Below are 18,679 nucleotides of genomic sequence, written 5' to 3' on the forward strand. Positions count from 1 at the left end.
TGCAGTTTTTCGATGCAGAGAGCATTTTTATTATGCAAATAATTTTTAAGAGAGCAACATGCGGTCATTTGTAAGCGCTGCACCTTGAGCAGTATGAAAGCGTGCTAAAAGATCATCGACAGTAAGAGATTTTTTCTCTTCTTCTTTGATATCAAAGAGAATCGTTCCCTCATTCATCATGATAATCCGGTTGCCGTATTTGAGTGCGTCACTCATATTGTGCGTGACCATCATGGCGGTAAGTTTATCTCGTTTAATAAATTCGTCTGTCAGGTTTAAAACAGTTGCGGCTGTTTTAGGGTCAAGTGCTGCCGTATGTTCGTCTAAAAGCAAAAGCTTAGGTTTTTGCAGGGTCGCCATCAAAAGAGTCAGCGCCTGACGCTGTCCGCCGGAAAGAAGGCCAACCTTGCTGGTCAGACGGTTTTCCAGTCCCAAATCCAATACTTTTAATTTTTCCCGATAGAGTGTGCGCTCTTCTTTTGTAATTCCCCAGCGCAGTGTTCTTTTTTGTCCACGGCGATAAGCCATCGCAAGATTCTCTTCGATGCCCATATCTCCAGCAGTACCGCGCATTGGGTCCTGAAAAACACGACCAAGATATTTTGCCCGCTTAAACTCGGGCAAACGAGAAACTTCTGTGCCGCCCAAGACAATCGAACCGCTGTCGCAGGGAAAAACACCTGCAACTAGATTTAGTAAGGTGCTTTTTCCGGCACCGTTTCCGCCGATAATGGTAATGAAATCTCCAGGTTCCAGATGGAGATCAATACTAATTAGCGCTTTCTTTTCATTGACGGTTCCTTTATTAAATGTTTTACATACATTTTTAAGTGTTAACATCTGGCACCCCTCCTTACTCTTTTTGATTGGTTTCGTCCGGATCTTTATCCGAATCATCAATGCTGTCTTCCACTGCGCGGTCAGGGACAAGCGGCGGCGGAAGTTTTTCCTTGCGGCGTGCAGACCATATTTGGACTTTCTTTTTTAGGATCGGGAAGAAAAGCGCCAGTGCGACGATCATTGAAGAAAGAAGTTTCATGTCCTGTGATTTGAGGCCCATAAAGAGAACCAACGCAATAATGATACGGTAAACAACAGAACCCCCAAGCATGGCAATGAGCCGTGCAATAAAGCTGAGGTGATGCCCGAGCAGCACTTCGCCGATAATGACGGAGGCAAGACCGATTACGACGGTGCCGATTCCCATGCTGACGTCACCAAATCCTTGTACCTGTGCGACAAGGGCACCGGAAAGACCAACAAGGCCGTTGGAGAGAACCAATGCCAGAATGGTCATGGTGTCCGTATTGACCCCCAGAGAACGTACCATGTAGGGATTGTTGCCGGTAGCACGGATAGAGCAGCCGATTTCAGTGCCGAAAAACCAATACATCAAAGCAATGATAATCGCGGCAATAATACCGCCGAGAAGCAGTTCGCAATTGTATTTGGAAACGCCGGGCAGCATTGCTTCTACCTTCATATCAACGGTGTCAACGCCTAAGAGCGGAATGTTTGCCTTTTCTCCCATGATGTGCAGGTTGATGGAATAAAGAGCAGTCATGGTAAGAATGCCGGCTAAAATCCCCGGAATTTTCATTTTGGTATTGAGAAAACCTGTTAAAAATCCGCAGCCCATTCCACCCAGAATTGCCACCAAAAGCGACAAAAATGGATTCATGCCGTTTGCGGTTAAAATAGCAGAAATTGCACCGCCGGTTGCAAAAGAACCATCTACCGTCAGGTCGGCAAAATCCAGTACCCGAAAGGTAATGTAAACGCCTAAAGTCATGATGCCCCATAAAATTCCCTGCGCGGCTGCGCCGTGAACGGCACCCAGTAAGTTTGAAATATCCATATTCTATAACCCCGATATCATTGATTTTCAGCGCAATGGGCGGTGAGTTGCCCCACCGCCCGAAAGTGCAGATCTAGTTTTTCCGTATGTTAAGAAGCACTGGAGACATCCTGCCCTTTTGTAATTTTTTCGGGCAGTGTAATACCGAGCAGTTTAGCAGTAGCGCTGTTGTAGGAAACATCGTAATTTTCCTGATATTCAATAGGCATTTCACCGATCTTTGCTTCGCCGCGCAAAACCTTTGCTGCCATTTTGCCTGTCTGTTTGCCGAGTTCTTCATAATTAATACCAACAGTGCACAGACCTCCATTAGAGACCATGCCGCTTTCGCCGACGATAACGGGCAGTTTATTCTGGTTGGTGATTGCCGCTACGTTTTTCATACCGGAGGCCAGCATATTATCGGTTGGAATGTAGACTGCCTGCACTTTTCCAACCATGGACTGTGCTACTTGCTGAATTTCATTGGAATTGGAAACCGTAAATTCCTGAGACTTGATTCCCAGAGCATCGCAGGCTTCTTTAGCCCAGCCTGCCTGGATCTGGCTGTTTGATTCACTGGAGCAGTACATGATTCCGACCGTTTCAATGTTCGGAACAATTTCTTTAATCAGGTCAATCTGTTCTTTAACCGGTGTTTTATCGCTGGTTCCGGAAACATTTTTTCCAGGTGCTTCATTGGAAGCAACCAATTTGGATTCGGCCGGATCAGTAACCGCTGTAATGAGAACCGGTGTATCTGTAATGACCTTTGCAACAGCCTGTGCCGCAGGAGTGGCGATTGCAAGGACTAGATCCGGCTTTTTGTTGGCAAACGTATTGGCAATTGTTGCGCAGTTCGATTGTTCCCCTTGAGCATTCTGCACATCATAAGTAACGTTTACGCCCTCTTTAAAGCCTTCGTCTTCCAAAGCTTCTTTAAACCCCTTGAGAGAAGCATCCATCGCAGGATGAGTCATCAGCTGTGCAACTCCGATTGTATAAGTTTTACCGCTCGCAGTTGAAGCAGCAGTGCCGGAAGTAGTGGCAGAACTGCTGGAGCTTCCTCCGCATGCCGTCATCGAAACAGCACATACCGCAGCCATCATGCCGGCTAAAATCTTATGGACCTTTTTCATATTGGTTCCCCCTCCATCGCTTTTAGTAGTTAAACCATTTAATGCTTTAAAGTAACGATTAATAGTAGTATTCTACAAGGAAAGCAGGCTGATGTCAATAGAAAATCGAAAATCTATTAAAATAGAAGATTTTTTTTAAAAAAGTGTAAAGAGCCGTGTTATAATAGAAAAAAACAAATCGGAGGAACCGGAATGGAAGCTGTATTATACTGTTATGACGGGGAAAAGCCGACTTTTAAACTGACTGCAGATCCGGATGGAAATGATGATGGGGGAAGACCATATGATCTTCCAGAAGGATATCATGTGGAAGAGACGAAAGACGGACCTCAAATTATGGGAGAACTCCCCTGCACATTGGAAGAACATAATGGAAAGCCAGTTTTAGTAGACAATAAAAGCCGAAAGGCTTATCTTTTGGAGCGCAGCCGTCGGATTACGCAGCGGCGCGAAGAGATGGGGATGACCCGCCAGGAACTGGCAGATGCGCTGGGAGTTACGTTGATGGAAGTGTATCAGTGGGAGACCTATGAAGTAGAAATTGGCACAGCTATTTTGGGACGGATTGCCAAAGTACTGGAATGTGAAACGATGGATTTAATTAATTAAAAGGACTAAAAGTGAATTTTAAACAACAAAAGGGTGTGATTTTCAATCGAGAATCACACCCTTTTGTTAAGAAGAATTATTGTCCTTTGAGAATGCTATTTAAAAATTCTTTTGTGCGGGGCTGCGTTGGGTTGGAAAAGATCTGTTCAGGAGGCCCCTCTTCCAGAATCACACCTTGATCCATAAAAATCACTTTATTTGCGACTTCTCTTGCGAAGCTCATCTCGTGAGTGACCACGATCATGGTCATACTGTCACGGGCAAGCTGCTTCATGGTGTCGAGTACCTCGACGGTCAATTCCGGGTCCAATGCCGAAGTTGGTTCGTCAAACAGCAAGATATCAGGGTGCATCATCAGCGCACGGGCAATCGCGACCCGTTGTTTCTGCCCGCCGGAAAGTTCGCGCGGATAGCTGTCCGCTTTTTCCGAGAGCCCAACTTTGTTAAGATACAGCGTACAATCATCGGCAGTAATTTTAAAATCCTGCTTTTTCACAAGTTTTGGTGCAAGTTCAAGATTCTTTCGAACGGTCAAATGAGGAAAAAGATTAAAATGCTGGAAAACCATCCCGGTTTTTGCCGTTGCCGCCGCAATTTTAGCGGGCTTGCAGTAAATTCCATTTTCCACCAAAGGGTCTCCGTCAATCCAGATAGAGCCACCGTCTATTTTTTCAAGATCGATCAGCGAGCGCAGCAGCGTGGATTTTCCACCGCCGGATGGCCCGATTACGGCAATGACTTCTCCTTTTTCCACTTCAAAAGAAATATCCCGGAGAACGCAAAGATCGCCAAAAGATTTTTTTAGATTTTTTGCTTTTAAAACAGGCATCATTGTTTCCTCCTTAAAAATCAAATTTCTTTTCTAATTTTTTGAAAATGACAGATGGAATCGTTGTCAAGACCAAATAAAAGATAGCAGCAAAAATATAGGGGACAAAGGTTGCCTGAGAGTTGACAATATTGGTAGCGTTCTGCAGCAACTCTTCGATACCGAGCGCAAAAACCAGCGAAGTGTCTTTTACGAGCGTGATCGTTTCGTTTGCGGTGGAAGGCAGTGCAACCCGGAACATTTGCGGAAAAACGACGTGCAGATACATTTGACTTTTGGAAAGGCCAAGCACTTTGGAAGCTTCATACTGCCCGGGGTCGACCGCTAAAAGACCGCCGCGGAAAATCTCAGCAAAATAAGCGGCATAGTTTAAGGTAAATGCCAATGTACAGGCAAATGAACGGCTTGTAATGACCAAATGAGGCCCGATTCCCGGTATGTAATAAAGCCCGTAAAATAAGATCAGCATCTGCAGGAGCAATGGCGTTCCGCGAAGGATATAGATGTAAAATTCAAAAAGCCAACGAACCGGTTTGATTGAACAGCGTACACCAAGCATCACCAAAATGCCAAGAATTAAAGACAAGGGGAGCACAATGATAAAAAGCTGCATGGTTACCAAGGATCCCTTGCACAGTTGTTGAAACATGACGGAAAAGTCCATGGCAGAACCTCCTAAACAATAAGATAGAAAAGGGCCGCGCTATCGCAGCCCTTTAATGCTTTCAAACAGATTTAAAAAATCAGCCTTTGTACATCGTATCAGAGCCGAACCAGTTGGTTGCAATCTTTGCAGCGGTTCCATCGCTGATCGTCTCGTCGAGTGCTTTCTGAATTTCTTCCATGAGAGCTTCATTTCCTTTCTTTACAGCAACTCCATAAAGCTCATTTGCAAGAGAATCATCGAGAATGACGAAAGGATACTGATCGGCTTGCTTGGCAAGATAATAATTGGCAACGACCGAATCCATGATGGCGGCGTCCGCGCGTCCGGTGGAAATTTCATTGAGACAGAGAACATTATCTTTAAGTTCCGTCACGTTTGCGGTAATGCCGGCGTCTTTCCAAGCATCAACTGCCGTGGATTCCTTCTGCATGACAACATTTTTACCGTTGAGGTCCGCTTTGCTTTTAATATCGGAACCTTTCTTGACGACAATTACCTGTTTGTTTTCCATATAAGGCTTTGAGAAGCACATCTTTTCCTTGCGCTCGTCGGTAATGGTCAGACCATTCCAAAGCAAGTCCACTTTTCCGGTATCAAGTTCTGCTTCTTTGGAGCTCCAGTCGATGGGCTGAATCACAAGTTTTTTGCCCATCTTATCTTCAATGACCGCTTTTGCAAGATCAATATCGAAACCGACGACATTGTCTCCATCTTTAAATCCCATCGGTGCAAAATTGACATCGCAGCCTAAAACCAAGGTGTCTTTGCTTGCTGTAGAAGCAGCGGCAGAAGAAGCAGCCGTTGATGCAGAACTATTGGAACTACTGCCGCAAGCGGACAACGCCATTACAGTGGCGGCCGCAAGTACCAGAGAAAGTATCTTTTTCATTTTGTCAATCCTCCTAAATTCCTTAACTGAAAACATTCAGCAATTCACTTTTTCGCTTTATCATGCTATCATGATAGCTGTTCAAAACTTATTATATCGAACTTTTCTTGATTTGGGAAGAGAAAAAGAAAGATTTTTTCGAAAAAATCATTTTTTAGAGGATTTTTGGAAGATTCGTTTGAGAATTTGTGTTTCTCTTGAAAAAATTCATCAACAATGCGATAATTAAAAGAAAAGAAAAAATATTCAGAAGGAGGAACCCAAAATGAGGGCAATCTGGATTGTTCTAGATAGTTTTGGAGCGGGTTCTTTGCCGGACGCTGCAGATTATGGAGATGAAGGGGCTAATACGCTTTTGCATATTGCGCAGAATGCAAACCCTTTTTCTTTGCCCAATCTTGAAAAAATGGGACTTGGAAAGTTTTTCCCTACCCCCCACCTAAGAAATGATCTGCCGGCAGACGGCGCTTTTGGCAGAGCCAAAGAGCAGTCTGCTGGAAAAGACACCACGGCGGGGCATTGGGAAATGGCCGGTGTGATTACAAAACAGAAGTTTCCGACTTTTCCAAACGGTTTTCCAAACGATTTTATCGAAGCGTTTGAGAAAGCCTGCGGACGCGGCATCTTAGGGAATAAGGCGGATTCTGGTACGGCCATCATTGAAGAATTAGGAACTGAGCAGTTAAAAACCGGAAAACTGATCGTCTATACTTCTGCGGATAGCGTTTTGCAGATTGCGGCACACGAAAAAGTGGTTCCGCTTTCGGAATTATATTCTATCTGTAAAATTGCGCGTGAGATGATGCAGGGACCGCTCGGCGTCGGCAGAATCATTGCACGCCCATTTATTGGGGAGCCGGGACATTTTGTGAGAACGCCCAACCGCCGTGATTTTTCTTTGGAGCCAATGGGGATAACGGTGCCCGATCTTGTGAAAAAAGCTGGGCTGCCGAGTATTGCGGTTGGAAAGATTTCCGATATTTTTGCGGGGCGCGGTTTTACAGAGAGTGTTCATACGGTTGATAATGCAGATGGAATCGAAAAGACACTGCAGATGATGGGACGCTATAAAGAAGGGCTGATTTACACCAATCTTGTGGATTATGATATGAAATATGGTCATCGCCGCGATGTGCAGGGATATGCAGATGCTTTGATGGCGTTTGATCATCGTTTGCCGGAAATTTGCGCGGAAATGAATGATCATGACCTTCTGATCATCACTGCAGATCACGGCTGTGATCCAACATGGAAGGGGACCGACCACACGAGAGAATATATCCCGATCCTGGCAGTGGGTGCGTCTGTGCCTGCAAATACAGATCTTGGCATTCGGGAAACTTATGCGGATATCGGCGCGACTGTCACGAAATTCTTGGGATGCGGATCACTGCTGGCAGGAACTTCGTTTCTTAAATAAGAAAGAAAAAGATCCCGCTGATTTTTAAAAGCGGGACTTCCTTATTTTCTAAAGGGAGTAAGACATGATATTTCCACACCAAAATCCACTGTAGCGGCGGTTGTATTGCAAAAATTCTTCCAGACAAAAATAGCCTTCTTTTCCCCACGAAGCGGCATGCAGAAAATGTCCCTTGGGAGAGATGATTTGATCGCCGAGGAATAGCAGATAGTGGGAACAAAGCCGATCAAATGGGATAAAATCTCCATTTTTAAAGGAATAGAAGGGGATGAAATGTCCCGCAAACGGATTGGGGAAATTCTGACCGATTCCGACAATAGCAGGGCGCCCATCTTTAAGGAGCCCTTCGAGAACCTTTAAAAAAGCAGTTTGTGAGGTTTCCCAATGTGTGTGAAGAGAAAGGTTGTAGTTTTCAGCATAGTGATTGATTGCATGAGAAAGCATGTAGCTTTGAATACCGATTTTTGAAAAAACGGGAAGATAAAGCCGATACAGCAGCAGTAAAAAAGAGAGATACTCTTTTTCTTCAATCCAATCATTTTTAATAAAGGGAGCTTTTTCGGTAAGAGGGGTCTCCGGCAAAAGCCCGTTTTTGGTCAGTAACAGGAGGAAATCCCCCATGGAAACAAGCCCACAGCCTGATTTGCTGAGGATATCAGCCCGTCTTTGAGAGATAAGAGGGGAACTTTTGAGCCAGGCTTGGTTTCCAAAAAAAGAAAAAGAACCATCTTTACGATGGATTCGTATCATATTCATGGAGAAAACTCCTTTCAACTGGAGAACGAGATAATGGAGGGTATACAGATGGGGGTACAAGCAGGAACACAGGAAGAAAAGTTTGATCGAATGACAAAGTCGCCGGTAGACCGCTTAATCTGCAAATTAGCGGTACCAACGATTTGCAGTATGCTGGTTACCAGTGTCTATAATATGGCCGATACCTATTTTGTAGGACAGATTGGAACCAGTGCAACAGGCGCGGTCGGAGTTGCATTCTCAATGATGGCGATCATTCAGGCACTGGGATTTTTCTTCGGACAGGGTTCGGGCAGTTATATTTCCAGGAGACTTGGGGCAAAAGATCTCGACGATGCGTCTAAAATGGTGACGACCGGCGTCTTTTCCGCAGCAATCTGCGGAGCAATTGTCGGGGCATTAGGACTCATCTTTTTAAAACCGCTTGCATGGGCGCTTGGCTCTACGGAAACGATTCTTCCGTATGCCTGCGAGTATTTGAAGTATATTTTGATTGGTACACCGTGGATGGTAGCTTCTCTTACCTTAAATAATCAGCTGCGCTTTCAAGGACGCGCGCTTTATTCCATGATCGGGATCATGACCGGCGGAATTCTAAATGTGGGGCTTGATCCGCTTTGTATTTTTGTATTCCATATGGGAATCGGAGGAGCGGGCTTTGCGACGATGCTGAGCCAGGCAGTCAGCTGCGCACTTCTCGTAGCAGGAACTTTTCAGAAGGGAAATCTGCGGATTCATTTCCGTAATTTTACCCCCAATGCCAAGTATCTAAAGGGTATTTTTCAGGGCGGATTTCCATCTCTTTGCCGTCAAAGCCTTGCAAGTGTTGCAACGATCTGCCTTAATTTTGCAGCCGGTGCCTATGGAGATGCTGCAATCGCTGCCATGTCAATCGTTATGCGTATTTCAAACTTTGCCGGTTCGGCCGTTATTGGTTTTGGGCAGGGATTTCAGCCGGTTTGCGGATTCAATTATGGCGCGAAAAAATTTGACAGAGTTTTAAAAGGATTTTGGTTCTGTGTACGAATTGGAACGATTATAATGCTCTGCCTTAGTGTCCTGGCTTTCATTTTCGCGCCGCAGGTTGTTATGTTGTTTCGAAGAGACGATCCGCAGGTTATTGAGATCGGAGCGCTGGCACTTCAGGCACAATGCGTTGCCATGCCGCTGCTTGCATGGATTTCTTTGGGCAATATGATGCAGCAGGTGATCGGGCAGTCTGTGCGTGCAACCATTATGGCACTTGCCCGTCAGGGACTGTTTTTTCTTCCGCTTCTGGCAATTCTGGTGCCGAATTTTGGCCTTTTTGGAATTCAGATTTGTCAACCGGCTTCCGATTTTTGTACGGCATTGCTGGCAATTCCGGTCTGTGGGAAAACGATTAAAGAATTAAAATTGGGAACGATTCTCGAACCGTCAAAAAAAGCGGGAAAAGCTGGCTAAAAATTTTTACTTTTGCTGTCCGTAATGGTAAAGTGCAAAATGGCGCATCGCAGCAATATCCTTTGGGTCAAGCGGATCAGGCGTTTTTCCAATTGCACGGATACGCCAATAAATTTCAGCTGTCATTTCGAGAACTTTGGCTGTTTTGAATGCTTCTTTCTGTGTGCGGCCAATGCAGACGGTACCGTGTGATTTTAGAAGGCAGGCGTTTTCTCCATGGGAGAGTGCGTTTGCGCAGACTTCTGCAAGCTTTTTACTTCCGGGCAGCGCATAAGGGCATACTTTTACAGGGGCGCTGAGCGACTGTGCGGCTTCATCAAGAAAAAGCGGAATTTGTTCTCCAATGCAGGAAAAAATGGTCGAATAGATCGGGTGTGTATGAATGATGGCATTAATTTCTGGGCGGGTACGATAAACTGCAAGATGCAGATCCTTTTCGATGGAAGGTGTTCTAGTTCCAGAAGAGATGCTGCCATCCGGAAAAAGCACAACAATATCTTCTTCTGTACAGTCGTCATAGTCCATTGCGCTTGGAGTTAAATAAATGAGTCCGCTTTCCGGATCACGCAGACTCAAATTTCCCCATGTTTCTACTGTCAGTCCGGAATGAAGAACTTCTTTTCCGGCTTCAATCAACGCTTTTCGATAAGGATGCATGATAAAACTCCCTTTTTCATGATAAACTTTCATGATAAACTCTTTTTATCAGTATAGAAAATCTGCTTGCAAAAAACAAGGACAAGAAAAAATTTTCTTTTTGAGAAGAAGCCGTTTATTTTGCGGGAAAGGATGAATTTTTGTAATGACTGTTTCTGAAAAATTGGAATGCTGTTTTCAAAGTGTAAAGGATAAAATTCCGTTTATTCCGAAAGTAGCTTTGATCCTTGGTTCCGGATTAGGCGATTACGGAGACTATGTAAAAGTGGAGGGAACGATCGACTATCATGAGATCGAGGGGTTCCCGGTTTCTACTGTTCCCGGGCATAAAGGGCGGTTCTTATTTGCCCATATTGGAAAAGTTCCCGTCGTGATGATGCAGGGAAGAGTCCATTATTATGAAGGATATTCCATGCAGGACGTAGTGCTGCCGACGCGCCTGATGAGAAGGCTCGGCGCAGAAATTCTGTTTTTGACGAATGCTGCGGGCAGCGTGAATCCGGACTTTTGTGCGGGTGATTTTATGCTGATTAAAGATCAGATTTCGGATTTTGTGCCGTCTCCGTTGATTGGGAAAAATCCGGACGAGCTAGGACCCCGTTTCCCTGATATGAGCGAGATTTATGACCGGGATTTACAGGAGCTTTTGAGAAAGGAAGCCCAAAATCTTGAAATTTCGCTTCGGGAAGGAACCTACCTTCAGTTTACCGGCCCCAATTTTGAAAGCCCTGCCGAGGTTCGTATGGCACGTGTTTTGGGTGCGGATGCGGTTGGAATGAGTACCGCTTGTGAGGCAGTTGCCGCCAATCATATGGGAATGAGGATCTGCGGAATTTCGTTTATCTCGAATCTTGGGTGCGGAATCGGAGATCATCCACTTTCCCATCAAGAAGTGGGAGAGGCTGCTAAAATTGCGGCGCCCCGGTTCCGAAAATTGGTGACGGCCGGGATTACTGCTATGGGAGAGACTATTTTGCAGAAATAATGGGAGGAGAAAAAATGGAAGTTCAGTATCCGGAGAATGTTGCGCTGAATGAATCAGAAACGGCAGTGGTGATCTTAGATCAGAGCGTTTTGCCCGGTCAGACCCGCTTTTTAACGCTTTCAACACCGGAATCATGCTATGAGGCAATTCAAAAGCTTCGTGTTCGGGGGGCTCCGGCGATCGGAATCTTTGCGGGGTATGCACTCTATGTCCTCTCTAAGACCATTCATACAGATTCATTTTCTGCATTTTATCAAAAGTTTTGTGAAATTGGTTCCTATCTCAATTCTTCGCGGCCAACAGCGGTTAATCTAAGCTGGGCAATCAAGCGAATGGAAAAGACTGCAGAAAAAAATCAAGAAAAATCGATTCTTGAAATCATTTCCATATTAGGGAAAGAAGCACATGCCATTCAGCAGGAAGATATCGATATGTGTCATTCTATCTCCGAATATGGACTTTCGCTTTTTCAAGAGGGAGACGGCCTCCTGACCCATTGTAATGCGGGGCCCCTGGCAACTTCCCTTTATGGAACGGCGTTGGGACCGATGCTCCTTGCAAAAGAGAGGGGCAGAAATTTTCGCGTCTTTTCAGACGAGACAAGACCTCTTTTGCAGGGAGCCAGGCTCACGAGTTACGAACTACAGAAAGCGGGCATTGATGTAACGCTGATCTGTGATAATATGGCTTCTCTGGTGATGAAAAATGGCTGGGTAAATGCCTGCTTTGTCGGCTGTGACCGAGTTGCAGCAAATGGGGATACCGCCAATAAAATTGGAACAAGCGGAGTGGCAATTCTTGCAAAGCATTATGGAATTCCTTTTTATGTGCTCGGGCCTACTTCTACCATTGATCTTTCCTGCAAGAGCGGAGACAATATTCGGATCGAACTGCGTGATCCGGAAGAAATCCGTGAAAAGTGGTATCGAGAACCAATGGCGCCGGAGCATGTAAAATGCTATAACCCGGCGTTTGATGTGACGGACCATACGCTGATTACTGCGATTGTAACGGAAAGCGGAATTTGCCGTCCGCCTTTTACAGAGAGTTTAAAAAAAGCATGTCAAGCTTCTAAATATCAATCTGCAAGATAAGGAGGAAATCTCTATGAAAATTCGGCTACGAAATGTAAAAATAGAAACGATGGAAGAGGGAAAACCTGTATTCCTCGGGGAACTTCGGACAAATGATGATCAAATCACTTATGTCGGCCCGGAAAAAGAGGATGGAGAACCTTTTGACCGTACGATCGACGGCAGAAGAAATTTGATTCTGCCGGGATTCAAAAATGCGCATACCCATTCTCCGATGACATTTTTGCGCTCTTATGCGGATGACCTGCCGCTTTTAGATTGGCTCAATCAGCAGGTGTTTCCGATGGAGGCACAGCTCCGGAAAAAAGATATTGGACCGCTTACAAAACTTGCCATTCTGGAATATCTGACAAGTGGAATCACGGCATGTTTTGACATGTATCTTTTCCCGAAAGAGGCCGCACAGGCTGCTGTTGAGAGCGGATTCCGAATGGTTCTCTGTGGCAGTGTCAATGATTTTACCAGCAGTCCCGAAGAACTTTCAGAAGACCATAAGACGTTTAATCATTTTGACCCGCTGATTACGCATCAGCTCGGATTCCATGCAGAATATACCACAGCTCCGGAACGCATGAAAAAGATTGCAAAATTGGCATATGAATTTGAGGCGCCGGTTTATGTGCATAATTCCGAGAGTGTTTCCGAGGTAGAGCAGTGTAAAAAGAGAACCGGTATGACGCCGACCGCTTTTATGGATAGTCTTCATCTGTTCGATTTTGGCGGCGGCGGATTCCATTGTGTCCATATGACGCCTCAGGACCTCGATATTTGTGTAAAACGCGGAATTTCAGTCATTACCAATCCGGCTTCCAATGCAAAACTTGCCAGCGGAATTGCTCCGCTGTGTGAGATGGAAAAGCGAAAAATCAATCTTGCGATTGGAACGGACGGGCCGGCCAGCAATAACTGTCTTGATATGTTCCGAGAGATGTTCTTGACAACGGCCTTGCAGAAACTTTCGCTGAACGACGCCTCTGCAATGGATGCCAATACGGTTCTTCGCATGGCAACGGTAGGCGGTGCAAAAGCCATGCGGCTTTCAAATTGTGAAACACTTTCTTTGGGACAGCAGGCCGATTTGATCATGATTGATCTTCATCAGCCCAATATGCAGCCGGAGAATAACCTCCTAAAAAATTTGGTTTACAGCGGCAGTAAACAAAATGTAAAGATGACAATGGTCGCTGGAAAAATCCTTTATGAAGATGGAAAATTCTCGATTGGGGAAGATCCGGAGAAAATTTATCGGGAAGCGAATGAAATTATCGCCGAAAAGAAAGAAATGGCAGAACAGGCGGCAAAAAATAAATAAAAAGAGTCCCGCCTGGCATTTTTACAGCCGAGCGGGACTCTTTTTATGCTGATTAATTAGAAAGATGCTTTTGAGCGATTGGAATCAGTCGCGGATATAAAAGCTCAATGCCCATTGTAATCACCGGCACCATAACGGCACTCTTGATAAAGCGAACAGAGAGCAGCGCTGCAAGGGAAGTATCTGTGATCATCGAAAGCCAAAAGCTGTTAACAAGCAGCTGTGTGGTGCAGACACAGAAAGCGGCGGTCAGAGAGCGCAGCCAAGAGATCGGGCGGTTATGAAGGATCAGCCCATAAAGAGCGCCTGCAAGAAAACTCGTCAGTGTAATTCCGGGAAAATAAGCACCGGTCGGGAAAAGAAAAGTTCCAAGAATATCTGCGACAGCACATCCCAGGCCGCCCACCAAAGGGCCAAAAAGAAAGCCCAATAAAGAAGCAGGGATAAAGCCGAACCCGATTCGGGCGATTGGGGTGCTGATGGAACAAAACCGACCGAGAATGATATCCAGCGCTACAAGAAATGCGATTGTAGTCAGCCGGATCAGCGTGGAATGATTTTTCATATTGATTCCTCCTCTGAAATTGGCGATGCCACAAACAGAGAAGACTCTTTTGTGACAGCGGATGCGAAAGCACATCATCCGGCCATATTCCGGCCGCGTCGTCCGACAGCAACTTCCCGTCCATCGGCACTTTATGCGTACTTTCTACTCTGTACAAAGATTTACAATTTCATTTTACACGTTTTTTTATTTTTTGGAATAGCCAAAGCCAAAAATTTTTAAAAAGGGCAATCTTAATAGAATGGGGAAATTTACTTTCAATAAAAACGGAAAAAATCACGAAGAAAAAGGGCCAAACACATAGGGTGAAAAAATTTCACTCCCTGTGTTCGGCCCTTTTTTATTTTTGTTTTATGTAACTGAATGAATCAAAATAAGTTTGTGCTTTTAAAAGTCACAGCTTAATTCACCAAAACGTTTAGAATCTTTGGTACATGGGACTCATCCCTTAATTTTTATTTTTGTTGATACAGAAGTTTCGCCCGTAAGAACTTGGTGCATTGGAATCCACTCCCTGTAAAATTTTGCCGCTTTCGGAATACGGCGTTCCGCTTTTTCTATGCCATTGGATTCACCCCTTTCGTTTTTCTTTGCCTGTATTATAACAGGCCATTTTATAAATTGCAACCCCAGATTTGCAATAATTTATAATAAATATTGCAAAATTAGATTTAAATAATTAATTATATGAATAAAATTTAAATATTATTGCAAAATTATTAAAAAATTATTCAAATTTATTTAAAACAAGTTTTGGATTAATTTGAAATATTTCGAGACTTTAAGGCGAAAATTCCAATAAAAAGTTAAATCGTTTTAAGTTGAGTTTCCATAGAATCTCGATCGAGACAGCGTTCCAGCGCAGTCTTTTTTATAATTTTACCCGCTTTGCAAAGGTTAAAAATGCTGGCATCCATCGAGATTATTCCTTCTTTGGTGCCGGAGAAAATAACAGAATCCAGCTGGTGAACTTTTTCTTCGCGAATCATATTTTGTACAGCAAGATTGCAGATTATGATTTCAAAGGCCGGTACTATCCCACTATCGACCGTAGGAAGGAGCTGCTGTGAAACAACGGCTTTGAGCACCATCGAAAGCTGCAAACGGATTTGATGCTGTTGATTGGTAGGGAAAACGTCGATAATGCGGTCGATTGTACTGACTGCGTTATTGGTACGCAGAGTGGAAAAAATCAGCTGTCCGGTTTCCGCGGCAGTCATGGCCGTTTCGATTGTATCGAGATCCCGCATTTCCCCCAGCAGCAGAACGTTTGGCGCTTGCCGAAGTGCGGCGCGCAGAGCGGCTACATAGTTTTTGGTATCGGAAGCGACCTCTTGCTGAGAGACAATACATTGATTATGGCGGTGAATATATTCAATCGGGTCTTCCATGGTGATGATATGACCGCTGCGGGTTTTGTTAATCCGATCAATTAAACAGGCAAGTGTCGTGGATTTTCCATTCCCGGCAGGGCCTGTAACAAGTACCAGCCCGCTGGTTAGTTCGCTCAGTTTCATTACCTGATCCGGGATGCCCAACTTCGCTGGATCCGGCAGCTGAAAAAAATGATGCGGATCACGGCAGCAAGAGAGCTCGTACGCTTTCTGCACAGCGCTGTTCCCTTGAATCACCTGATTCGTTGCAGAGACTTTTGGAAGATTCTGAATCGGAAAGGAAGTAGCTCCCACTATAGCTGAAGAAGCATTTTTTGCAGTGAAATTCGAGGAATCTCCACAGCTGCAAAAAAAGATGGTACAGAAAAAGAGAAGACAAAAAATTTTAATTAAATGGCTCGGTTTGTTTTGTCCGAAGGGAGTCATATCTTTTGGAGATTTAATGAATAGCCCTCCTTTCCGGAACAGTCAAAAATAGTTGGACTATGGCAAATTCCATAATATATAAAATATGGTGTTTAATCATTGTAAATTCCTTTTTTATGATAGTATATTCAACCATAAAGCAAAGTTTTACTATACACTTAGCGGTGAGCCTTTGAACCTAAATAAAGTCATTTTGTAAGTGTATGGTAGAATTGAGATTTTATAAAAGGCTAATATGCTGTTACCTATATAAATGATAATAGTTATTATTTATTTGATTAAACTAAACAAATTTGAAAATATTTTAGTTGAAATTAAGTATACTTTATGATATTATAATTACAGAAACGAAAAAGCTTTTACGCGTTTTAATTTTAGAATTTTGAATCATAACAACAAAGTTGTTTAATCCTATGGGGGTGATCATGCTTATGAATGGATTACATTTGACGGTATATATTTTTAGTGATTCTTTAGAATTGGAATCTTGTTTGCGGAAGGTGCCATTGGAAAAAGATGTTACCTGCGGATTCCTGACATGCCAAAAAATTTCTAAGATTAATTTTAATGAGGGAATGAGTCTCATTATTATTGATCAAGTATCCTTAATATCGGAAATTTGCGCTTTTAAACAAAAAAATGTTACTTCGATTTTTTACGGACAAGAAAAAGAATTATTACAGCTCAATGAAGAAACGTTGTTTTTAGTAGACGGAGTTTGGGAAAAATCGTCTTCTGAAAAGATGCTCCAGTTTTATTTTGTCAACCGGATCAAAGAGACACGATATAAATATGACGCGTGGCTGTATCAAAATCTCCTGACGGTGACGATTGATAGTATGCCGGAAATGGTTTGGTATAAAAATATTGCCGGTGCCCATATGATTGTGAATTCACAGTTCTGCAAAACCGTACATAAGACGAAAAAACAGGTTAAGGGGAAGGGACACTGCTATATCTGGGATCTTCCACCGGAAGAGTATAAAACCGGGGAATATGCTTGTCAGGAGTCTGATAATGCGGTTATGCAAAAAAGACAGACATGTATTTCTGAAGAGGCTGTAAAAACAAAGGACGGGTTAAAACAACTTCGTACCTTTAAATCTCCTCTGTTTGATATTGACGGCTCTATTATGGGGACTGTTGGGGTCGCACATGATGTGACGGATTTTAGCAATATTGGAGTCAAACTGGAAATCTTAATTGAGAATTTTCCGTTTCCGCTTGCAATCTGTGATAAGCAATGGAATATTGTTCGTACAAACCAAAATTTTAAAGCCATATTTGATGTTTCAGATTCTGTGTTGGATTATAAAGTGTGGAAAGATTCAACATTTCAAGAGGTTTATTTAAAAGAGCGTGATCATGAAAAATCAAAAGTGGAAGAAGTCGTTTTTCAACGTAAAGATCAGCGCTTGATTTTTGAATTGATTGAGCGGGAGATTATCGATGCATTTGGCTATGTATCTGGATATTATTGCCTCTTTACCGATATTACGGTAGAGCGTTCTTACGAAAACAAAATTATGAAGCTGGCTAATACAGATCCCCTGACGCAGGTTTATAATCGCCGTTATTTTTATAATTATATGAAAGATCATTATGGAGAGCCAATGACACTTTTTTATATGGATCTCGATCATTTTAAATTGATTAATGATACTTATGGTCATCAGTATGGCGATTATGTGCTTTCTGTTACTGCAAAACAGATTCAAAAAGTATTTTCGGATGGGCTGGTTGCACGGATGGGCGGAGATGAATTTATAGCTGTTCTGTGCGGCGAATATGACATTTCCGAAATGAATCGGCGGGCACGTAAATTAGCGAAAATTGAAAGAAATGTGTTTTGCAAGAGCATTGTCTCAGACAAAAAGTTCCGACAAAATATTACGATCAGTATTGGGATCGCCCAAACAGATGGGACGAATAAGAGCATTGACGCATTGATTTTGGAAAGTGATACGCAAATGTATCACCAAAAGGGCAGTGAGGAATAAGTTTGCATTGATCGGTTATTTGCAGCGTGTATTGGGGAAAACAAAAAGACATGACCTTTACAAATCAGTAAGGTCATGTCTTTTTTATGACAGTTACTCAATTAAATGTAAGTCGTGACCTTATAAAATGCTTATTTTTATGTGAAACACGATTTTACATAATCAACCGGTACATCCATACGAATGGCTGTTTCTTCAATTGAAAGTCCAGTGTTTATAAATCTTTTAACGACCATATTCATGCTTTCGCCGACTTCAATGATGTGTTTATCCAAATCATAGAAACGGACGACTCGTTGCCCCCACGAATGTTCAAAGAGCGGGTGAACATATAGAATACTTTTCATACTGTTTAGTCTTTTAATGAAGCTGTCCATGTCATCTTCTTCAAAATACAGCTCACAGGCATTGTTCCCAAAGACAATTTCTTCCTCTTGCTTATGAATAAAATTTTTCCAAGTATCAGCAGTTTGCAATGCGATACCGCCTGTCAGAGTGACATTGGCTCCAAAATCAGAAACAACTTCTAACCCTAAAACGTCATGGTAAAATTGTTTTGCTTTTTCCATGCTTTTTACCGCGATTAACGTGCAGGTATATTTCATCCTCATATCCTCCAGTACAGATTTAAATAAATTTAATAGATTACTTAAGAAA

At 43.3% G+C, this 18,679-nt stretch carries 18 protein-coding genes and 1 riboswitch; of the genes, 7 read left to right on the forward strand and 11 right to left on the reverse strand.

Annotation, left to right across the window (positions count from 1 at the left end; genetic code table 11):
• Positions 1 to 45 precede the first annotated feature (45 nt).
• The 3 genes from ACVS9P_RS02640 to ACVS9P_RS02650 form a co-directional block, all read right to left on the reverse strand.
• Positions 46 to 840: an ABC transporter ATP-binding protein gene (locus ACVS9P_RS02640; RefSeq protein ID WP_452104097.1), complete on the reverse strand. Its 795-nt coding sequence runs from the start codon at positions 838 to 840 to the stop codon at positions 46 to 48.
• A gap of 13 nt (positions 841 to 853) precedes the next feature.
• A complete protein-coding gene (locus ACVS9P_RS02645; protein WP_452104098.1) occupies positions 854 to 1,858 on the reverse strand; it encodes an ABC transporter permease in 1,005 nt (334 codons plus the stop codon).
• Positions 1,859 to 1,947: 89 nt separating this feature from the next.
• Positions 1,948 to 2,976: an ABC transporter substrate-binding protein gene (locus ACVS9P_RS02650; RefSeq protein ID WP_452104099.1), complete on the reverse strand. Its 1,029-nt coding sequence runs from the start codon at positions 2,974 to 2,976 to the stop codon at positions 1,948 to 1,950.
• Between the two features lie 192 nt (positions 2,977 to 3,168).
• Between ACVS9P_RS02650 and ACVS9P_RS02655 the strand changes: the two genes are divergently transcribed.
• On the forward strand, positions 3,169 to 3,585 hold the full coding sequence (locus tag ACVS9P_RS02655; RefSeq protein WP_452104100.1) for a helix-turn-helix domain-containing protein: 417 nt from the start codon (positions 3,169 to 3,171) through the stop codon (positions 3,583 to 3,585).
• A gap of 76 nt (positions 3,586 to 3,661) precedes the next feature.
• Here the strand turns inward: ACVS9P_RS02655 and ACVS9P_RS02660 are convergent, their stop codons facing one another.
• The 3 genes from ACVS9P_RS02660 to ACVS9P_RS02670 all read right to left on the reverse strand — a co-directional run bounded on the left by ACVS9P_RS02660 (position 3,662) and on the right by ACVS9P_RS02670 (position 5,970).
• Positions 3,662 to 4,414 carry an amino acid ABC transporter ATP-binding protein gene (locus ACVS9P_RS02660; RefSeq protein WP_452104101.1) on the reverse strand — a complete coding sequence of 251 codons (753 nt, stop codon included), beginning with the start codon at positions 4,412 to 4,414 and terminating at the stop codon, positions 3,662 to 3,664.
• Between the two features lie 13 nt (positions 4,415 to 4,427).
• Positions 4,428 to 5,078, reverse strand: a complete 651-nt coding sequence (locus ACVS9P_RS02665; protein WP_452104102.1) for an amino acid ABC transporter permease — start codon at positions 5,076 to 5,078, stop codon at positions 4,428 to 4,430.
• 79 nt (positions 5,079 to 5,157) lie between these two features.
• Positions 5,158 to 5,970, reverse strand: coding sequence for an amino acid ABC transporter substrate-binding protein (locus ACVS9P_RS02670; RefSeq protein WP_266162777.1), 813 nt, complete (start codon positions 5,968 to 5,970; stop codon positions 5,158 to 5,160).
• A gap of 265 nt (positions 5,971 to 6,235) precedes the next feature.
• Here ACVS9P_RS02670 and ACVS9P_RS02675 point away from each other — a divergent pair, with 265 nt between their 5' ends.
• Positions 6,236 to 7,390 (forward strand): phosphopentomutase, encoded by a 1,155-nt coding sequence (locus ACVS9P_RS02675; protein WP_452104103.1) that lies wholly within the window; start codon positions 6,236 to 6,238, stop codon positions 7,388 to 7,390.
• Positions 7,391 to 7,438: 48 nt separating this feature from the next.
• Here the strand turns inward: ACVS9P_RS02675 and ACVS9P_RS02680 are convergent, their stop codons facing one another.
• Entirely contained in the window at positions 7,439 to 8,146 is a 708-nt protein-coding gene (locus tag ACVS9P_RS02680) for a hypothetical protein (RefSeq protein ID WP_452104104.1), read from the reverse strand.
• Between the two features lie 48 nt (positions 8,147 to 8,194).
• Between ACVS9P_RS02680 and ACVS9P_RS02685 the strand changes: the two genes are divergently transcribed.
• The gene (locus tag ACVS9P_RS02685) at positions 8,195 to 9,589 is read left to right on the forward strand and encodes an MATE family efflux transporter (RefSeq protein WP_452104105.1); all 1,395 of its coding nucleotides are present in this window, start codon (positions 8,195 to 8,197) and stop codon (positions 9,587 to 9,589) included.
• Positions 9,590 to 9,595: 6 nt separating this feature from the next.
• On the opposite strand, the gene ACVS9P_RS02690 is transcribed toward ACVS9P_RS02685, so the two are convergent.
• A complete protein-coding gene (locus ACVS9P_RS02690) occupies positions 9,596 to 10,279 on the reverse strand; it encodes a class II aldolase/adducin family protein (protein ID WP_452104106.1) in 684 nt (227 codons plus the stop codon).
• A 112-nt stretch (positions 10,280 to 10,391) separates the two neighbouring features.
• Here ACVS9P_RS02690 and ACVS9P_RS02695 point away from each other — a divergent pair, with 112 nt between their 5' ends.
• Genes ACVS9P_RS02695 through ACVS9P_RS02705 form a run of 3 tightly spaced genes read left to right on the forward strand, consistent with a single transcriptional unit; the run spans position 10,392 to position 13,637 of the window.
• Positions 10,392 to 11,231, forward strand: a complete 840-nt coding sequence (locus tag ACVS9P_RS02695; RefSeq protein WP_452104107.1) for a purine-nucleoside phosphorylase — start codon at positions 10,392 to 10,394, stop codon at positions 11,229 to 11,231.
• A 14-nt stretch (positions 11,232 to 11,245) separates the two neighbouring features.
• A complete protein-coding gene (gene mtnA / locus ACVS9P_RS02700) occupies positions 11,246 to 12,325 on the forward strand; it encodes an S-methyl-5-thioribose-1-phosphate isomerase (protein WP_452104108.1) in 1,080 nt (359 codons plus the stop codon).
• A 13-nt stretch (positions 12,326 to 12,338) separates the two neighbouring features.
• On the forward strand, positions 12,339 to 13,637 hold the full coding sequence (locus tag ACVS9P_RS02705) for an amidohydrolase family protein (protein ID WP_452104109.1): 1,299 nt from the start codon (positions 12,339 to 12,341) through the stop codon (positions 13,635 to 13,637).
• Positions 13,638 to 13,689: 52 nt separating this feature from the next.
• Here the strand turns inward: ACVS9P_RS02705 and ACVS9P_RS02710 are convergent, their stop codons facing one another.
• Both ACVS9P_RS02710 and ACVS9P_RS02715 read right to left on the reverse strand, forming a co-directional pair.
• Complete coding sequence (locus tag ACVS9P_RS02710; RefSeq protein ID WP_452104110.1) at positions 13,690 to 14,202, reverse strand: folate family ECF transporter S component; 513 nt, start codon at positions 14,200 to 14,202, stop codon at positions 13,690 to 13,692.
• Between the two features lie 53 nt (positions 14,203 to 14,255).
• Positions 14,256 to 14,356: riboswitch (THF riboswitch) on the reverse strand.
• A gap of 652 nt (positions 14,357 to 15,008) precedes the next feature.
• Positions 15,009 to 15,890, reverse strand: a complete 882-nt coding sequence (locus ACVS9P_RS02715; RefSeq protein ID WP_452104111.1) for a type IV pilus twitching motility protein PilT — start codon at positions 15,888 to 15,890, stop codon at positions 15,009 to 15,011.
• Between the two features lie 563 nt (positions 15,891 to 16,453).
• Here ACVS9P_RS02715 and ACVS9P_RS02720 point away from each other — a divergent pair.
• On the forward strand, positions 16,454 to 18,022 hold the full coding sequence (locus ACVS9P_RS02720) for a sensor domain-containing diguanylate cyclase (protein WP_452104112.1): 1,569 nt from the start codon (positions 16,454 to 16,456) through the stop codon (positions 18,020 to 18,022).
• Positions 18,023 to 18,159: 137 nt separating this feature from the next.
• On the opposite strand, the gene ACVS9P_RS02725 is transcribed toward ACVS9P_RS02720, so the two are convergent.
• Complete coding sequence (locus tag ACVS9P_RS02725) at positions 18,160 to 18,627, reverse strand: VOC family protein (protein WP_452104113.1); 468 nt, start codon at positions 18,625 to 18,627, stop codon at positions 18,160 to 18,162.
• Positions 18,628 to 18,679: the final 52 nt, after the last annotated feature.

Source organism: Caproicibacterium sp. NSD3 (genome assembly GCF_053613275.1).